This is a genomic window from Klebsiella sp. 18074 (genome assembly GCF_902705905.1).
In the GTDB taxonomy this organism is placed as follows: Bacteria; Pseudomonadota; Gammaproteobacteria; order Enterobacterales; family Enterobacteriaceae; genus Klebsiella; species Klebsiella terrigena.
Genome location: NZ_CACSIS010000001.1, coordinates 64,247 through 81,765 on the forward strand (window position 1 = coordinate 64,247; position 17,519 = coordinate 81,765).

The following is a 17,519-nucleotide window of genomic DNA, read 5'->3' on the forward strand; positions in this document are numbered from 1 at the left end:
ATCAGTGCGCGTTATGGTTGTAGTGGAAGACCGGCAGACCCAGCTTCCAGCGCAGGGCCAGCATGCGGGCGGTGAAGCCAAACAGCAGGGTGGCGATGACCACCACGTCGTGGCTGCTGACATAGTGCTGCAGGGCGATATACAGAATGGCGGCGGCAAAAGAGATCCCGGCGTACAGCTCTTTCTGGAACACCAGCGGGATGCGCTTACAGAACATATCCCGCAGCACGCCACCGAATACGCCGGTGATGACCGCCGCGATAGAGGCGATAACCGGGCCTTCTCCCATATCGAGGGCAATCTGCGCGCCGATGATTGAAAACACCACCAGGCCGAGGGCGTCGAGGACCAAAAACAGCCGACGCAGGTGGGGCATAACCGGGGCGGCAATCGTGGTGAGCACCGCGGCGACGGCAACAATGATGACGTATTCCGGGTTCTTGACCCAGCCCAGAGGGTAGTGGCCGAGCAGAATATCCCGCACCGACCCGCCGCCCAGGGCGGTGGCGGTCGCAATAATGATAACGCCAAAGGTATCCATACGACGGCGTCCGGCCGCCAGAGCGCCGGTCATCGCTTCCGCGGTAATACCAATTAAATACAGAATATGAAGCAGCATAGATCCCCCACGATGAGAGCGGGCAGGTTAGCGATTTGTGCGTAGGATCGCGACTGAGATTTTCTAAGGTGAACGAGTTACGCCTTGAAAAAATAATGCCTGATTTTCACAGTTACCTTTATTTGTGGGGTTTAATGGATTTTTATTTTAGTTTTAAGATTAGAAAAAGTAATGCTTGAGGCCCAGCCGGCGCTGGTCAGGAAAATACGCGCTAAATACGTAATATTTAACTCGCTACCCTTATCATTTTATTTTCCTCTTTCAGGGCCTAAGAATATGACCGGAGTAACCGGCGAGAAAAACTACCTGCTGCGCCTGGCGGCCGTCGTTCTGACTGGGGTCCTTGCCGGCCTGTCGGGAATGGTTCTGGCGATGATTTTGCACGCTATTCAGCACCTTGCTTTTGGATATAACCTCGATCGTCTTATCGGCACGGAGTCGTTTTTGCAGGGCGTAACGGATGCCTCCTGGCCCCGACGCTTCACGGCCATCGTCGTCGGCGGCGCGATCGCCGGGTTTGGCTGGTGGCTGCTGGGCCGCTACGGTCAGAAGCGGGTATCGATTTCCGCCGCCGTCGCCACGCCCGCGGTGCCGATGCCGGCGGGCACGACAACCCTGCACGCCCTGTTGCAGATAGTCACCGTGGCGCTGGGCTCCCCGCTTGGTCGGGAGGTTGCGCCGCGAGAGATGGGGCGCTGGGGGCCGGTATCGTGGCGCGCAGAATGGGCCTGCATGAAGATGAGACCCGCACGCTGATTGCCTGCGGCGCCGGTGCCGGGCTGGCGGCGGTATATAACGTGCCGCTGGCGGGCGCCCTGTTCAGCCTTGAAGTGATGCTGCTGTCGTTTAGCTGGGAGAAAACGCTGGTGGCCGTTGTGACGTCCGCCGTTGCTGCCTGGACGGCAGCGCTCGGGCTGGGGGATGAGTCCCAGTACCACTTTATCTCCGGGGCGCTCCCGCACGCGTTTATGTGGTGGGCGATAATCGTCAGCCCGCTGCTTGGCGCGGCGGCGTGGCTGTTTCGTCAGGCAACCAGCGCCGCGCGGGCGCGGGTCAGGACAAACTGGCAGATGCCGCTATTTTGCCTGCTGGCGTTTACCCTTCTTGCCGGGCTGAGCCTCTATTTTCCGCAGCTGCCCGGCAATGGCAAAGGCCCGATGCAGCTTGCGATCGGCGACGGGCTGGGATTGCATAGCGCGCTGGTGCTTCTGGCCCTGAAAGCGATCGTTATTCTGGCGGTGCTGCGCGGCGGCGCGGAAGGAGGACTGTTGACCCCTGGCCCGGCGGTGGGAGGCCTGGTGAGCCTGGTGCTGAGTATGCTTTGGCAGCCGCTGGTGCCCGGCGGCGACGCCGGCAGCTTTGCGCTGGTTGGGGCCGCGGCTTTTCTGGCGGCGTCAATGCAGATGCCGCTGACGGCGGTTGCGCTGGTGATGGAGTTTACCCATATGGACCATAGCTATCTGGCCCCCACGCTGCTGTGCGCTGCGGGCGCTTTTATCACCTGTCGGATACTGGACGGAAAGTACAGGTTCTGAACTGAAGAGATAAAAAAGGCTGGAAAAACCAGCCCTTAATCGAGGTACCTGCGGTTACTCGATGTTCTGAATCTGCTCGCGCATCTGCTCAATCAGCACTTTCAGCTCGATGGCAGAATTGGTGACTTCCGCATTAATCGATTTTGACGCCAGGGTGTTCGACTCGCGGTTGAACTCCTGCATCATAAAGTCCAGGCGGCGGCCAACGGCCTCTTTTTTCTTCAGAATGTTGTAGGTTTCTTTAACATGCGCTTCCAGACGATCCAGCTCTTCGGCAACGTCGATACGCTGCGCCATCAGCACCAGCTCTTGTTCGAGACGGTTGTTTTCCAGCTGGACTTCCGCGTCTTCCAGCTTCGATACCAGGCGCTCGCGCTGCCACTGCAGGATTTCCGGCATATGGCTGCGAACTTTGCCGACTTCGGTGCTGACCCCCTGCAGGCGCTGTTCGATAAGCGTCTTCAGCGCCTGACCTTCGGTTTCGCGGGCGACGATAAAGTCGTCCAGCGCGCCGTTCAGTGCGGTGAGAATATCGGAGGCAATGGCGTCGAGATCCTGCTCCTGAGCGGCCATGACTCCGGGCCAGCGCAGGATATCAACCGGGTTGATTTCCCCTTCGTCGCTCTGCATTTTTACCCAGTTAGCGGCGTTGACCAGCTGCTTTGCCAGGTTTTCGTTCAGGATCAGCTCACCCTGAGCGCTGGGATCCTGTTCAAAACGCAGGGTACATTCGATTTTGCCGCGGGTCAGACGCGCACGAATACGTTCGCGTACCACGGGTTCCAGGCTACGGAACTGCTCCGGCAGACGGAAATAGGTTTCCAGGTAGCGCTGGTTTACCGAGCGCAGTTCCCACGCGGCGCTGCCCCATTCGCCCTTAATTTCACGACGGGCATAGGCGGTCATACTGCGGATCATAGACGTTCCTGTTTTTAAAGGAGAGTGGGGGGGATTATAGCTTTCAGGGCCTTATCAGGATAGGAATAAGCAAGCATTATCCGTATAATGCGCAGCCATATTCGTTTCAAGCCGGAGAGAACATCATGCGTCCAGCAGGCCGTAGCGCTAATCAGGTGCGTCCCGTAACCCTGACCCGTAACTATACCATACACGCAGAAGGCTCCGTGCTGGTCGAATTTGGTGACACCAAAGTGCTGTGCACCGCGTCGATTGATGAAGGCGTACCGCGCTTTCTGAAAGGCCAGGGCCAAGGGTGGATCACCGCAGAATACGGCATGCTGCCGCGCGCGACGCATACCCGTAACGCGCGTGAAGCTGCCAAAGGTAAGCAGGGTGGTCGTACCATGGAAATCCAGCGTCTTATCGCCCGCGCGCTGCGTGCTGCGGTAGACCTGAAGGCGCTTGGCGAGTTCACCATTACCCTCGACTGCGATGTGCTGCAGGCCGACGGCGGCACTCGCACCGCATCAATCACCGGTGCCTGCGTGGCGCTGGCCGACGCTCTGAACAAGCTGGTCGCCGCCGGTAAGCTGAAAACCAACCCGATGAAAGGCATGGTTGCTGCCGTTTCCGTCGGCATCGTGAACGGCGAAGCGCTTTGCGATCTGGAGTACGTGGAAGATTCCGCAGCGGAAACCGATATGAACGTGGTGATGACCGAAGACGGTCGCATCATCGAGGTGCAGGGCACGGCCGAAGGCGAGCCGTTTACCCACGAAGAGCTCCTGACTCTCCTGGCGTTGGCCCGAGGGGGGATCGAATCCATTGTCACGACGCAGAAGGCGGCGTTGGAAAACTAGTTTTTAAGGCGACTGAGAAGTCGCCTTTTTTTTGTCTGTAGATCCATAGAAAGCATGATGAGGAGCGAAGCCATGAAACCATATCAGCGCCAGTTTATTGAGTTTGCGCTTAACAAGCAGGTTCTTAAGTTTGGCGAATTTACGCTGAAATCCGGGCGCAAGAGCCCCTATTTCTTCAACGCCGGCCTGTTTAACACCGGGCGCGATCTGGCACTGTTGGGCCGTTTCTATGCAGAAGCGCTGGTCGACTCCGGAATCGATTTTGACCTGCTGTTTGGCCCGGCCTACAAAGGTATTCCTATTGCGACCACCACGGCGGTTGCGCTGGCTGAACACCACGACCTGGATTTACCCTACTGCTTTAACCGCAAAGAGGCCAAAACGCACGGCGAAGGCGGCAATCTGGTTGGGAGCGCCCTGCAGGGTCGCGTCATGCTGGTCGACGATGTGATAACCGCCGGCACCGCGATTCGCGAATCGATGGAGATTATCCAGGCCAACGGGGCTGAGCTCGCCGGCGTGCTGATTTCTCTGGATCGTCAGGAACGCGGTCGCGGCGAAATTTCCGCGATTCAGGAAGTTGAGCGCGATTACGGCTGCAAGGTGATCTCTATCGTCACCCTCAAGGACCTGATTAGCTATCTGGAAGAGAAGCCGGAGATGGCCGGGCATCTGGCGTCGGTACGCGCCTATCGCGAAGAGTTTGGCGTATAGGTAACAAAGCCCGGGGCGTTATGCCTCCGGGCTTCGGATTACTGCAGCTGTGAGGCGACCAGCGGCCAGCGGGCGTCAAAATCGTCCGTCGGACGATATTTAAACTCGCTGCGAACAAAGCGCGACAGCATGCCTTCGCAGAACGCCAGCAGCTGGCTGGCCAGCAAAGATTCGTCGGTGACGAAGCCTTCACCTTCGCGCATTTTCTTCTCGCGCATGACCTGGCGTAGCTGAACCTCAATGCGTTCAAATAGCTGGTTTATCCGGTCCTGCAGGCGGTCCTGTTCAAACATCAGCGCGTGGCCGGTCAGAATTCGCGTCAGCCCAGGATTACGCTCACCAAAACCAAGAATCAACAGCACAATCAGGCGCAGGCGCGCGGATGTGTCTTTCTCATCTTTTAAAATCAAATTGATGCGCGTAATCAGACTGTCTTCGATAAACTCAATCAGGCTATCGAACATGCGGGTTTTGCTGGGGAAATGACGGTACAGCGCCGCTTCGGACACGCCGACGGACGCCGCCAGTTTCGCCGTGGTAATACGTTGACTACCATCGCTGGATTCAAGCATTAACGCCAGAGATTGAAGTATTTCCTCGCGACGATTCCTTTTCGCAGTTTGTTTTTCTGCCATGTTTTAAAATACCCCTGAAAATAAGCACTTGTCAGGCAGACATCCACAAAGCGGCCGCAAACGATCATTTGCGGCGATGTTATTGCATTATTGCGCTTTGGAATGCGGGTTTTGTGTGGCCGGGCCTATGCGCGCCCTGAGTGACCAAAGCCACCTTCGCCACGTTCGGTGGTGTCAAAATCTTCCACCAGGTTAAATTCCGCCTGTACGACGGGTACAAATACCATTTGAGCGATGCGCTCGCCGGGTTCAATAGTAAAGCTCTGCTGGCCGCGGTTCCAGACGGAAACCATCAGCTGCCCCTGATAGTCGGAATCGATAAGGCCGACAAGGTTGCCCAGCACGATGCCGTGCTTATGGCCCAGCCCGGAGCGCGGCAGGATGACCGCCGCCAGCGACGGATCGGCGATATGAATAGCCAGGCCGGTTGGCAGCAGGGTTGTTGCGCCCGGCGCAAGCTCTACAGCGGCGTCGAGACAGGCCCGCAGGTCAAGTCCGGCAGAACCGGAGGTGGCATAGGTTGGCAGCGGAAACTCCTTGCCAACGCGCGGGTCCAGAAGCTTAACGTCGATTTTTTTCATCATAACGGGTCACGATCTCGTCGAGTAATAATTGGCCCAGGAGTTCCTTGCGCTCGTGTGGCAAGCGCTTATCTCCATCCTGCCAGAAAAGGTGTAATGCGTTGCTGTCGCTGTTAAATCCCTGATTTGGCTTAGATACATCATTGGCGCAGATCAGATCGAGATTTTTGCGGTCGCGTTTTTGCCTCGCGTATTCTTCCACATTATTCGTTTCGGCGGCAAACCCAACGACGTAAGGTCGGCTATCCGTTAGCGCAGCGACCCCGGCAACGATATCCGGGTTTTTGACCATTTTTATTGTTAATTCATCATCTTGCTTTTTGATTTTTTTCTCAGCAACGGTGATGGCGCGGTAGTCGGCGACGGCCGCACAGCCAATAAAAATATGCTGCTGCCGAACGCCGCTGTTGACCGCGGCCTGCATTTCCAATGCGGTCGTGACGTCAATCCGCTGCACGAAAGGCGGCGTCGGTAGCGAAACCGGGCCGCTGACTAACGTGACGTTGGCGCCGCGGTTTGCCGCAGCGGCAGCGATAGCGAAGCCCATCTTACCGGAGCTTTGATTGCTGATATAGCGTACCGGATCCAGCGGCTCGCGGGTGGGGCCCGCGGTAATCATGATGTTGAGATGTTGCAAATCTTTGACAGGCGAAAAATGCGCGGCCGCCATATCGACGAGGGTCAGCGGATCCAACATCCGGCCCGGACCGATATCGCCGCAGGCCTGGCTTCCGCTGTCCGGGCCCCAGACCAGCAGGCCGCGGGAGGAGATGACCTCAAGATTATGCTGCGTCGCGGCGGCGCGATACATCTGCTGGTTCATGGCGGGCACCACGGCGACCGGAGACGGCGTCGCGAGGCAGATAGTGGAGACCAGGTCGTTCGCCATGCCGGCAGCAACGCGGGCGATCAGATCGGCGGTTGCGGGGGCGAGGATAACCAGGTCGGCCCATTTTCCCAGCTCAATGTGGCCCATCGCGGCTTCTGCTGCCGGGTCGAGCAGGCTATCGGAAACCGGATAACCTGACACCGCCTGCAGGCTGAGTGGCGTAATGAAGGCCTTCGCGGCTTCCGTCATGGCGACCCGTACGTCGGCGCCGCGCTCGCGCAGGCGACGTACCAGTTCAGGCGTTTTGTAGGCAGCGATGCCGCCGCTGACGCCGAGAACGATCTTTTTACCAGCCAGACTCATCATGATTTTTTCCTGTTGGAGTACACCAGAATTCGCGCATCTTACCACAATCCCGTCGGCGTCGTGCGCCTGCCTGGAATTGACTTTGCGAGCCGCTACGCACGGGTAAAAGCCGGCCGTCGGCAGCGGCGAAAGGCTATGTCAGAATGCGGGGCGCACTGGAAAAGAGAGGCTGCGATGGACTTACTGGAACCCCTGCTGCCAAGGGAAAAAATGCTGCTCTACGGTATCGAAGCGCTGTCGGACGTTGAGCTGCTGGCGCTGTTTTTGCGTACCGGCACCCGCGAGCAGGACGTGATGACGTTTTCGCACGACCTGCTTGCGCGCTTTGGCTCGCTATACGGCCTGCTATCGGCGGACAAGGCGCAGTTTGACAAGATCGACGGCATCGGTCTCGCGAAGTTCGCCCAGCTAAAAGGCGTCGCCGAGCTGGCGCGGCGCTATTTTAGCCGACGGATAGTTGAAGCACCCTCTCTGGTAACGCCGCTGATGACGCGGGAATTTTTGCAAAGTCAGCTGATGGACGAAGAGCGGGAGATCTTTATGGTGATCTTTTTAGATAATCAGAATCGGGTATTGAAACATAGCCGGCTTTTTTCTGGTACTCTTAGCCACGTTGAGGTGCATCCGCGAGAAATTGTACGCGAAGCCATCAAAGTGAACGCTGCTGCGGTGATCCTGGCACATAATCATCCATCCGGTAGCCCCGAGCCGAGTAAGGCCGACAGGTTGATTACCGAAAGAGTGATAAAGTGTTGTGGTTTCATGGATATACGCGTGCTCGATCACCTTGTTATCGGCCGCGGTGCGTACGTATCTTTTGCCGAGCGCGGCTGGATTTAGCCCCGATCACGCGATCCTGCGGGATCTTTGTCTGTTCGGGACTTGAGCACATCGCCGAGTCAGCGTATACTACGCCACCTTTGAGAATCTCGGGTTTGGCATTTGGGCCTGGCAATCGATGGTTCACTTAGACACCCACTCTTCAGGTTGCATCAAGGCGGCATGAAGAGTGACGTGTAGAACTGCGATGACCGGGCTGTAAAGCCTGACGAGGCGCCAATACCCCATACGAAGCTCGAGCTAATTTGATTTTTGGAGAATAGACATGTCCCGAGTCTGCCAAGTTACTGGCAAGCGTCCGGTGACCGGTAACAACCGTTCCCACGCACTGAACGCGACCAAACGCCGTTTCCTGCCGAACCTGCACTCTCACCGTTTCTGGGTTGAGAGCGAAAAGCGTTTTGTCACCCTGCGCGTATCTGCTAAAGGTATGCGTGTTATTGATAAGAAAGGCATCGATACAGTTCTGTCCGAACTGCGTGCCCGTGGCGAAAAGTACTAAGTACTAAGAGGAAATAAATCATGGCTAAAGGTATTCGTGAGAAAATCAAGCTGGTTTCTTCTGCTGGTACTGGTCACTTCTATACCACCACGAAGAACAAGCGTACTAAGCCGGAAAAACTGGAACTGAAAAAGTTCGATCCAGTTGTCCGTCAGCACGTTTTATACAAAGAAGCTAAAATCAAATAATTTTAGATTCGATGTAAAAAAAACCCCGCCCTGGCGGGGTTTTTTGTTTTCTGGCCATCCCCATAATAAAGACATCTGCAATACAGCCGGAGACGCTATGCCTGAACTACCTGAGGTGGAAACCAGCCGACGCGGGATTGAACCGCATCTGGTTGGCGCTACTATTCTGCACGCCGCTATCCGCAATGGACGCCTGCGCTGGCCGGTTTCTGAAGAGATCTACCGTCTGAGCGACGTGCCGGTGCTCAGCGTACGTCGACGTGCTAAATATCTGCTGCTGGAGCTGCCGGGCGGCTGGATTATCATTCACCTCGGCATGTCAGGTAGCCTGCGCATTCTGAGCGAAGAGCTGCCCGCAGAGAAGCATGACCATGTCGACCTGGTGATGAGCAACGGCAAGGTGCTGCGCTATACCGACCCTCGACGCTTTGGCGCCTGGCTCTGGACCAAAGAGCTGGAGGGGCATCCTGCGCTGGCACATCTCGGGCCAGAGCCGCTGAGCAACGATTTCAACGGCGCTTACCTGCAGCTGAGGTGCGCGAAAAAGAAAACCGCCATTAAGCCCTGGCTGATGGATAACAAGCTGGTGGTGGGCGTCGGGAATATCTACGCCAGCGAATCGCTGTTTTCCGCCGGGATCCATCCCGACCGGCTGGCATCGTCGCTATCGCATGAAGAGTGCGAGCGGCTGGTGAAGGTGATTAAAGCCGTACTGCTACGCTCGATTGAACAGGGCGGGACCACGCTGAAGGATTTCCTGCAAAGCGACGGTAAGCCGGGATACTTTGCCCAGGAGCTGCAGGTATACGGACGCAAAGGCGAGCCCTGTCGTACCTGCGGTACGCCGATTATCGCCAGCAAGCACGCCCAGCGGGCGACGTTTTATTGTCGCCAGTGTCAGAAGTAGGGCATCGCCCCGAAAGCGCAAAGATTAGAGCTTTTTCAGCAGCGCCTGGTGCACGTTAGCCGGCAGGAAGTGGGATACGTCGCCCTGATGGCGCGCGACCTCCTTAACCAGCGATGAGGAGATAAACGACCACTCTTTGCACGGCATCAGGAAGACGCTTTCGAGGGTCGGCATCAGATGGCGGTTCATATGCGCCAGCTGCATCTCGTATTCGAAATCCGCCACCGCCCGCAGGCCGCGAATCAAAATGTTGGCCTGCTGCGCGCGGGCGAAATTGGCCATCAAATCACTAAAGCCAATGACCTCAACGTTGACCAGGTGCGCGGTTGACTGCTGCGCCAGCGCAATGCGTTCGTCGAGGCTGAACATCGGCTTCTTGCTCGGGCTGGCGGCAATCGCCAGCAGCACTTTGTCAAACATGCTGGCCGCGCGGGTAACGATATCGATATGACCGTTGGTGATAGGGTCGAAGGTACCCGGATAAATCGCTTTTGTGCTCATAATTACACTCTCTCCGAGTAGCCGCGGCTCAGCGCCCACAGCTCGGTGTATTTATTAAACGTATACTGCGCGTTGACCACGGCGAGCAGCCAGCCCTGTTTACCATCCAGCACGCCGCCGCGCAGCAGCAGCGTTTTCACAAATGCCCCCAGCGTATGGCCGAAGATACTCATCAGCGAGGTTTTTTTCCCCTTCTGATGACGTTCCTGCGCCCAGGCGGTGGCGTAGGCCAGCTGCTTTTGCTGAAAGCCGGAGAAGTCGCGGCAGGTCAGATGCAGCAGGTCGCCGGTCAGTTCGATAATCTGCGCGCCTTTGGCGTCGAGGGATTCGTGCACCAGGTTCGCGTTATAGCGGTAACCAAGGCGCGGGTACAAGCGCATCACGCGATCGGGATACCAGCCGCTGTGGCGCATAAAGCGGCCAAGGAAATAGTTCCGCCTGGCAATGCTGTAGATTGCGCCCTCTTTTGGCGCCGCCAGCGCCTGGCGTAGGGACTGTGCCAGCTCCGGGGTGACACGCTCGTCGGTATCAATCATCAGCACATAGTCGCCGGTGGCGTAATCCTGGGCGCGCTGGCGCTGAACGCCGTAGCCCTGCCAGTCGGTGTTGATGTAGACCTGAGCGCCCAGGCTGCGCGCCAGCTCGATGGTGCCGTCGCTGCTGCCTGAATCCAGCAGCACTATCTCATCGGCCCAGCCTACCGACGCCAGACAGTCCGGCAGCAGATCCGCCGCGTTTTTGGCGATCATCACGACGGACAGTCGGGTCGACATTAGTGGCTCCGCTGTGGCAGATAGGGTTGCAGTAACTGTAGCAGACGGGAGAGCGCGCCCTGGTTTTGATGCAGGACTTCTACCGCGTGACGGCCGTACCACAGGCGGTAATCTTCGTCGGTCAGCAGGTTAGAAACCTGGGTGACCAGTGAATTGAGGTCGGTCACGGTGATCAGACCATCATCCTGCTGCAGCTTGGCGCAAATATCTTTGAAGTTGAAGGTGTGCGGGCCCATCAGGACCGGGATGGCGTGCGCCGCCGGCTCCAGCGGGTTATGACCGCCGCGCTCGACCAGGCTGCCGCCGACAAAGGCAAGATCGGCAATGCCGTACAGCAGCATCAGTTCGCCCATGGTATCGCCAATTACCACCTGGGTGCTATTTGACGGGATTTCGCCGGTGCTGCGCAGGGTAAAGCTCATACCCGCTTTCTGCACCATCTCCCGCGCGTCGCCGAAGCGTTCAGGGTGGCGAGGGACGAGGATCAGCAGCAGGTCAGGGAAGGTTTCCAGCAGCTTTTTATGCGCCTGCAGAACGATTTGCTCTTCGCCGTCATGGGTGCTGGTGGCGATCCACACCTGGCGGTGCGGCGCCCACTGGCGGCGCAGGGTGATAGCGCGGGCGGCCAGCTCCGGCGTAACGGAAATATCAAACTTCAGGCTGCCGGTGACCGCCAGCTGGTTGCGCTTCAGCCCGAGAGCGATAAAGCGGCTGGCGTCTTCTTCATTCTGCGCGGCGATAAGCGTAATCCGGCTCAGCAGGCGGCGCATAAACTTGCCCAGTTTGGCATAGCCCTTCGCCGAGCGCTCAGAGAGGCGAGCGTTAGCGATAACCAGCGGAATTTTACGCTTGTGCAAAGCGGCGACCATATTCGGCCATAGCTCGGTTTCCATCACGATAACCAGCTTCGGCTGCACGGTATTGAGGAAGCGGTTCATCGCGCAGGGGAGGTCGTAAGGCAGGTAGACGTGGTGAACGTCTTTGCCGAATGCGGACATCGCGCGCTCGGAGCCGGTCGGCGTCATGGTGGTGACGGTGATCGGCAGATAAGGATAACGGTGGCGCAGGGCGCGTACCAGCGGGATGGCAGCAAGCGTCTCACCCACGGAAACGGAATGCAGCAGAATCCCATCCGGTGCTACCTTGTTCTGACAAAAGCCATAACGTTCAGCCCAGCGTTTGCGGTAGGCGGGTGCCTTACGGCTGCGCAGCAGCAGTCGCAGCCAGACCAGCGGCTGAATAAGATAGAGTAGGGTGGTATAAAGCAATTCCAAGCGATTTATCCGTTTTATGTTTTAGCGGGCAAATTCTAAGCATTTAGCCCATGTAAAGCTATCCCTTTGGCGGAAACAAAGGGATTCAGCGTCAGGCCGCGTTGCGATAGCGCTTAATACGCAGGTAGCGCCGTCCAAGGCGCCAGCGTAAGCGGAACGTTCTGGCATTTTTCCAGATCAGGTGCCAGATGCCGCGGTCGAAGAACTCTTTAATGATAATATGCTTTTTTGATTCATCTTTCATGCTATCGAAGGTATGAATAATTCCCAGCCCCTCTTTCGCAATCTGCCAGCGGCAGGCGGAAATATGGCGCACCTTATCCGGATAGCGTTGGTTAATGGCGTCGAGCATCTCCAGAATCTTCATGTAGTGGCGGGCAGAGCGCATCAGCGTGTCGTCGTTATCCGGCTTGTGCGATACCGATTCTGAATGGATATAGTAATCGTAAAACTGCTCGCTGGTGTACTGCACGCGCTCGGCCGCCAGCAGCGCCTCGGTGGTCCAGGGAATATCCTGATGGCGCAGGCCCGGCTCGAAGTGAAAACGATGCTGCATGATAAATTCGCGGCGATAGATGTTCAGCCAGGTCACATGCAGGAACTTACGCGAATCCAGCGCCTGTTTTAGCCACACGTGGCCCGGCAGCACGCCGGTAGACGGCAGCCGATCCGGAGGAAGGATCGGGTGGATATCATTTTTGCTCTCGTAGACGTAGCGGCCGTTGCAGGTGGCGATATCGAGATTGCCCTGCTCCGCCATCGCCAGCAGCGTGCGATACATGTCGGGATAGAGCTTATCGTCGATATCCGGGAAGGCCAGGTATTTACCGCTGGCTACCGCCAGCCCGGTGTTGCGCGCGACCGAGACGCCCTGGTTTGCCTGCTCCAGCACCCTCACGTTTTGTAGTCGCGCTTTCCACGCATCGATAACCGCGAGGCTGCCGTCCGTCGAGCCGTCGTTCACCAGGATCAGTTCATAGCTTTCCAGATGCTGTTGCTCAAGGCATTCAAAGAACTGGGCAAGGAATTTTTCGCCGTTGTAGACGGCGGCTACGATGCTCAGTAAAGGCGTTTGACTCATAAATCGTTCGATCCTGGTTAAATAACGGCGTCAGGCGCGGCGCAGCTGACGGTACTGCTGACAAATCGTATCGACGCTGAATTTTTCCAGCGCGGATTGTTCGATGACAGGCGGGTTATGGTAAATGCTTTGCATCGTCTGAGCCAGCGCCGGGCCGTTGAGATCGGCGAGGCCGCGGGCTAATTCGCCGGTAAGGATCTCCGTCACGCCGCCCGGGCAGCGGGTGCTGGCAACCGGCGTGTTCAGCAGCAGCGCCTCTACGATAACGTTGCCAAAGCCTTCGCTATCCGAGCTGAGCACCAGCATCTTCGCCTGTTTAATCCACGGCAGCGGGTTTTTATGGAAGCCTTTAAACAGCACGCGATCGCCGACCTGCAGCCGCTCTGCCAGCTGGCGGAGGCGCTGTTCCTGCTCCGGCTTGCCCTGTCCCAGCAGCACCAGCGGCACCCGGATACCGCTTTGGGCATAGGCCTCAATCAGCCGATCGTGGCGCTTGCCGGGGTGAAAACGCCCAACGTGGATAATATAGTCCCCGGCAGGCTGCTCGCCCGGTAGCTCCGCGCCGGCCCGCAGGGCGGCGATATCGAACGGATTATAAATTGTTTTCAGCTGCGCCGGGCGAATGGCGAACTGGCTGATCAGATCCTCGCCGACCGCATCGGAGACGGTCACCACGTTGCGTCCCTGATAGACGCGCCTGATTTTCTGCTGCTTCATCCAGCGATCGAAGCCGGTACGGTGGCCAAGATACGAGGTAGAGAAGACGCCGTGCAGGCAGAACCAGACGTTACGCTGCGCGAGCGCGCGGCTGCGGGCGACGATGCGGTCGGTTTTATGCAGATTGGAGAGCACCAGATCGAAATTGCCCTGCTGCTCAGACTCGGCGATGGCCGCATCAAGCTGGCCCGCGCGGCGCGACAGCTCGGTCAGCTTGCGCCACGGCTTTCGGCTGTGGTCGCTAATCACCCGGTAATCCAGCCCTTCCGGCAGCGGGTAGTCGCAAACGTCGCGCAGTGAAAACAGCGAGACGCGCTCCCCCTGGCGTAAAAAATGTTCCGCCAGCGTGAGCACCACTTTTTCCGCTCCGCCGCCGGGCAGGCCGTCGATGACAAACAGTATGCGCATAGCTATTTTACCAGGTCCTGATAGAAAGAGAGCAGCTGCGCTGATAGCCGCTCGCTGGTGCAGGTCATAATGCGTTCGCGCGCCCGGATACCTTCCGCTGAACCTAAGGCGCGGGCGGGGAGCGCGCCTACCGCCCGCTGCAGCGCTGAAATATCCAGCGCGTCGCAAACGAAACCGTTGCTGCCCTGAGTAATAAACTCCGATCCGCCGCAGCCGGTGGTGGTAATCACCGGCAGGCCGCAGGCCATGGCTTCAAGGATAACGTTAGGGAACGGATCGTACAGCGTGGGCAGCAGCAGCCCGTCGGCCATCTGGTAGAAGGGCAGGGTTTCTGACTGCATGCCGAAGAAGCGCACCCGCTCCCCGCAGTTCAGCGTTTTAGCCAGCGCCTGATAGCGGCTCTGGTCTTTATCCTTGCCCACCACCAGCAGGTAGCGGTCGGTGGGGGCGATGGCGCGGATCGCTGCCTCCAGCCCCTTGCGTTCAAACCCTGAGCCCACGTAGATCAGGCAGGTTGCCTGGCGCGGTAGGTTCCATTGGTCACGCAGCGTGATAAAGGCTTCTTCCGTCGGCGGCAGGAAGCGCTGGTTATCAATGGCGTTGTAGATAACGCGGATCTTCTCCGCCGGCAGGCCGAAGTCTGCAATAATTTCCTGTTTAATCATCTCCGCGTTGCAGATGACCCCGCGCAGGTGCGGGTCGTGATACATCTCGCGTTCGGCCCGCATGACATAGCGGTGGTAGCGATCGGCAAACAGCAGGCGGCTTTTCCAGCCGGGCAGGATGCGCGAGCGCTGCTCCAGCCAGCGGCGATGGACGCCGTCGCCGGCGCGATACAGATCGCAGCCCGGGATGCGCTCATGGCTCTGAACCAGGTCGAAGTTTTCGGCCTGCCACAGCCGGCGCGCGGCGTCGGCAAAGCCGCGTTCACGGCTGATGCGTCCCCATTTTCGCGGGTTGCAGATGCGAATATTCCACTCGGGCTTTACCGGCCCCTGCCATTCGCGGGTGATGACGTTCAGCTCAAGATTACTGCTATCGAGGGCCTCAAGCGCGCGGGAAACGAAACGCTCCGCGCCGCCGTCGGGGCGATATTTCTGCCGCACCAGGGCGAGCCTGAATTTGCTCATGCCAGCACCTTTTTAGCCGCCGCAATAACCACGTCGGCGGGAATTAAATCGAGATAGCGCTCTTCTGTACCGGTATCAATGTCGTCAGGGTCGGGCAGAGGGCCAAAATCTCCGGCCCAGATGACTTCGCCCTTCGCCTGCCACGGGCTCCAGAAGGTCAGCTTTGACGGGCCGAACAGCGCCACCAGCGGCGTGCCGAGGGCGGCAGCCATATGCATGGGTACGGAATCAACGCCGACAAATAAGCGGGCGTGGCCGATGATGGCCGCCAGCTGGCGCAGGGTCAGCTGGCCGGCAAGAGAGTGCAGGCGGGCGTCAGGGCAGCCGGCGATAATGGTCTCTACCATACGCTTCTCTTTCGCATCGGGCCCCGACGTTAGCACCACCGCATGCCCCGCCGCCGACAGCGCGTTAATCAGTGCGCTCATCCGCTCTTCCCGCCAGCATTTAAAGAACCAGCGGGAAGTGGGTTGAATGACGATATAGTTACCCTCAAACCCCGCTGGCAGCAGCGCGCGGCTGCTCTCCCAGTCCTGTTCGCTGTAGCCCATGCGCGCCGGAGCGTCGTTAACGGCCAGCCCGAGGGGGGCCAGAATGGAGAGGTTCTGCTCCACCGTATGCAGGCTTTGATGCTGCTGGGTTGAGGCCAGGGCGGTATGACAGAAGCGCCAGGCCGGATGGCGGCGTTTCGGGAAATCAAAGCCGATGCGCGTGGCGGCGCCGGTTAAGCGGGTAATAATGGCGCTCGGCCACTGATCGGCAAGGTTGAGCACCATGTCGTAGCGCTGCTGGCGAAGCGTGCGGATCAGCCGCAGCTCCATTTTGAGCTGATGGCTGGTTCCCTGCTTTTTCCAGCGGCGGTCAATCGCGTAAATCTGGTTAACATCCGCGTTCGCCGCGAGCATATCCCGGGTCTCTTCATAAAGCAGCACATCAACGCTGGCCGCGGGATACTGCCGTTTGAGGGCGTGAACGAGCGGCGTGATCAGCAGCATATCGCCATGATGGCGCAGCTTGATGACCAGGATGCGCGCCGGGTTCACGGCACCGGGAGAGCGGGTTTCAGGCGTCATTCTCTGTTCTTCATTCAGTATCAGGGTTCCGATTCTAGGGGATCAGATAGATTGAGAGAAGCGTTGTCTTGCTCTACCATGACCCGATACGTATGGTCTGAGGACGTTTTCGTGCACAATCCCGCATTTCTCATCACGATTGATACCGAGGGTGATAACCTCTGGCAAAAACATGACAGCATCACCACTGAGAATGCGCGTTATTTACCGCGTTTTCAGGAGCTTTGCGAAAAATATGGTTTTAAACCGGTCTATTTAACCAACTACGAGATGGCGATAGATCCATTCTATATCGAATTCGCTAAAGATGTGATTGCCCGCGGCACCGCCGAAATCGGCATGCACCTGCATGCCTGGAACAGCCCGCCGACCGACCCGCTGACCGCCGATGACTGGCGACATAAACCCTATCTTATCGAATACAGCGATGCGGCGATGCGAGAAAAAGTCGACTATATGACCCGTCTGCTGGAAGACACCTTCCAGACCAAAATGGTCAGCCATCGCGCCGGACGCTGGGCATTTGACGAGCGCTATGCCCGCCTGCTGGTGGAGCATGGCTATCAGGTCGACTGTTCGGTGACGCCGCGGGTCAACTGGAAAACCGCTAAGGGCGCCCCGCAGGGTGATGGCGGCACCGATTATCGCCGCTTCCCGCAGCACGCTTACTTCCTCAACGAGAACGATATCAGCCGGGAAGGGCACTCTTCGCTGCTGGAGGTGCCGATGAGCATCCAGTACAAACACAGCGCCCTGATGAACGGCATTAAGCAGGGCTATGACCGCCTGCGCGGCAAGGTGCGCTCGCCGTCGGTTCACTGGCTGCGGCCGATGGGCGGTAACGTTGAGACGATGAAAAAGGTCGTCGAACAAACGTTGACTCAGGGCAGCGACTACGTCGAATATATGCTCCACTCTTCTGAGTACATGCCCGGCGGCAGCCCGACGTTTAAAAACGAGCAGGATATCGAACGTTTGTATGCGGACCTCGAAAGCTTCTTCAGCTGGCTGGCGCCGCAGGTCAAAGGGATGACCCTGGCGGAGTACTATCAACACAAACAGGCATCGCGCTAAAAAGCCATAAGC

Annotated in this window: 19 protein-coding genes and 1 pseudogene; 8 read left to right on the forward strand and 12 right to left on the reverse strand. The window is 57.9% G+C overall.

The window, feature by feature from the left end:
- Position 1 precedes the first annotated feature (1 nt).
- Positions 2-619: a trimeric intracellular cation channel family protein gene (locus tag GVK32_RS00310; RefSeq protein WP_128876903.1), complete on the reverse strand. Its 618-nt coding sequence runs from the start codon at positions 617-619 to the stop codon at positions 2-4.
- 276 nt (positions 620-895) lie between these two features.
- Here GVK32_RS00310 and GVK32_RS00315 point away from each other — a divergent pair.
- A pseudogene (locus GVK32_RS00315) lies at positions 896-2,154 on the forward strand (chloride channel protein).
- A 54-nt stretch (positions 2,155-2,208) separates the two neighbouring features.
- Here the strand turns inward: GVK32_RS00315 and GVK32_RS00320 are convergent.
- Positions 2,209-3,072: a YicC/YloC family endoribonuclease gene (locus GVK32_RS00320; RefSeq protein ID WP_159864029.1), complete on the reverse strand. Its 864-nt coding sequence runs from the start codon at positions 3,070-3,072 to the stop codon at positions 2,209-2,211.
- A 125-nt stretch (positions 3,073-3,197) separates the two neighbouring features.
- Here GVK32_RS00320 and rph point away from each other — a divergent pair, with 125 nt between their 5' ends.
- Entirely contained in the window at positions 3,198-3,914 is a 717-nt protein-coding gene (rph, locus tag GVK32_RS00325) for a ribonuclease PH (RefSeq protein WP_041143230.1), read from the forward strand.
- 72 nt (positions 3,915-3,986) lie between these two features.
- Positions 3,987-4,628: an orotate phosphoribosyltransferase gene (pyrE, locus tag GVK32_RS00330; protein ID WP_159864032.1), complete on the forward strand. Its 642-nt coding sequence runs from the start codon at positions 3,987-3,989 to the stop codon at positions 4,626-4,628.
- A gap of 38 nt (positions 4,629-4,666) precedes the next feature.
- On the opposite strand, the gene slmA is transcribed toward pyrE, so the two are convergent.
- The 3 genes from slmA to coaBC all read right to left on the reverse strand — a co-directional run bounded on the left by slmA (position 4,667) and on the right by coaBC (position 7,036).
- Complete coding sequence (slmA, locus tag GVK32_RS00335; RefSeq protein ID WP_076946288.1) at positions 4,667-5,263, reverse strand: nucleoid occlusion factor SlmA; 597 nt, start codon at positions 5,261-5,263, stop codon at positions 4,667-4,669.
- A 125-nt stretch (positions 5,264-5,388) separates the two neighbouring features.
- On the reverse strand, positions 5,389-5,847 hold the full coding sequence (gene dut / locus GVK32_RS00340; protein WP_041143227.1) for a dUTP diphosphatase: 459 nt from the start codon (positions 5,845-5,847) through the stop codon (positions 5,389-5,391).
- Positions 5,825-7,036 (reverse strand): bifunctional phosphopantothenoylcysteine decarboxylase/phosphopantothenate--cysteine ligase CoaBC, encoded by a 1,212-nt coding sequence (coaBC, locus tag GVK32_RS00345; RefSeq protein ID WP_159864510.1) that lies wholly within the window; start codon positions 7,034-7,036, stop codon positions 5,825-5,827. The genes dut and coaBC overlap by 23 nt, the downstream gene beginning before the upstream one ends.
- 177 nt (positions 7,037-7,213) lie before the next feature.
- Here coaBC and radC point away from each other — a divergent pair, with 177 nt between their 5' ends.
- From radC to mutM, 4 genes are all read left to right on the forward strand, one after another.
- Positions 7,214-7,879, forward strand: a complete 666-nt coding sequence (radC, locus tag GVK32_RS00350) for a DNA repair protein RadC (protein WP_159864035.1) — start codon at positions 7,214-7,216, stop codon at positions 7,877-7,879.
- Between the two features lie 265 nt (positions 7,880-8,144).
- Positions 8,145-8,381 (forward strand): 50S ribosomal protein L28, encoded by a 237-nt coding sequence (gene rpmB / locus GVK32_RS00355; protein ID WP_002436699.1) that lies wholly within the window; start codon positions 8,145-8,147, stop codon positions 8,379-8,381.
- A 20-nt stretch (positions 8,382-8,401) separates the two neighbouring features.
- Entirely contained in the window at positions 8,402-8,569 is a 168-nt protein-coding gene (gene rpmG, locus GVK32_RS00360; protein ID WP_003024094.1) for a 50S ribosomal protein L33, read from the forward strand.
- A gap of 97 nt (positions 8,570-8,666) precedes the next feature.
- A complete protein-coding gene (gene mutM / locus GVK32_RS00365; RefSeq protein ID WP_159864038.1) occupies positions 8,667-9,476 on the forward strand; it encodes a bifunctional DNA-formamidopyrimidine glycosylase/DNA-(apurinic or apyrimidinic site) lyase in 810 nt (269 codons plus the stop codon).
- 24 nt (positions 9,477-9,500) lie between these two features.
- On the opposite strand, the gene coaD is transcribed toward mutM, so the two are convergent.
- The 7 genes from coaD to rfaQ form a co-directional block, all read right to left on the reverse strand.
- On the reverse strand, positions 9,501-9,977 hold the full coding sequence (gene coaD / locus GVK32_RS00370; protein WP_041143223.1) for a pantetheine-phosphate adenylyltransferase: 477 nt from the start codon (positions 9,975-9,977) through the stop codon (positions 9,501-9,503).
- Between the two features lie 2 nt (positions 9,978-9,979).
- Positions 9,980-10,750: a glycosyltransferase family 2 protein gene (locus tag GVK32_RS00375; RefSeq protein WP_159864041.1), complete on the reverse strand. Its 771-nt coding sequence runs from the start codon at positions 10,748-10,750 to the stop codon at positions 9,980-9,982.
- On the reverse strand, positions 10,750-12,024 hold the full coding sequence (gene waaA, locus GVK32_RS00380; protein ID WP_041143221.1) for a lipid IV(A) 3-deoxy-D-manno-octulosonic acid transferase: 1,275 nt from the start codon (positions 12,022-12,024) through the stop codon (positions 10,750-10,752). The genes GVK32_RS00375 and waaA overlap by 1 nt, the downstream gene beginning before the upstream one ends.
- Positions 12,025-12,115: 91 nt before the next feature.
- A complete protein-coding gene (locus tag GVK32_RS00385; RefSeq protein WP_159864043.1) occupies positions 12,116-13,105 on the reverse strand; it encodes a glycosyltransferase in 990 nt (329 codons plus the stop codon).
- Between the two features lie 30 nt (positions 13,106-13,135).
- Positions 13,136-14,230 carry a glycosyltransferase gene (locus GVK32_RS00390; RefSeq protein ID WP_159864046.1) on the reverse strand — a complete coding sequence of 365 codons (1,095 nt, stop codon included), beginning with the start codon at positions 14,228-14,230 and terminating at the stop codon, positions 13,136-13,138.
- A 2-nt stretch (positions 14,231-14,232) separates the two neighbouring features.
- Positions 14,233-15,360, reverse strand: coding sequence for a glycosyltransferase family 4 protein (locus GVK32_RS00395; RefSeq protein WP_159864049.1), 1,128 nt, complete (start codon positions 15,358-15,360; stop codon positions 14,233-14,235).
- A complete protein-coding gene (rfaQ, locus tag GVK32_RS00400) occupies positions 15,357-16,433 on the reverse strand; it encodes a putative lipopolysaccharide heptosyltransferase III (RefSeq protein WP_159864052.1) in 1,077 nt (358 codons plus the stop codon). The genes GVK32_RS00395 and rfaQ overlap by 4 nt, the downstream gene beginning before the upstream one ends.
- Before the next feature lie 111 nt (positions 16,434-16,544).
- On the opposite strand from rfaQ, the gene GVK32_RS00405 reads away from it, so the two are divergent.
- Positions 16,545-17,507, forward strand: coding sequence for a polysaccharide deacetylase family protein (locus GVK32_RS00405; RefSeq protein WP_159864055.1), 963 nt, complete (start codon positions 16,545-16,547; stop codon positions 17,505-17,507).
- Positions 17,508-17,519 lie beyond the last annotated feature (12 nt).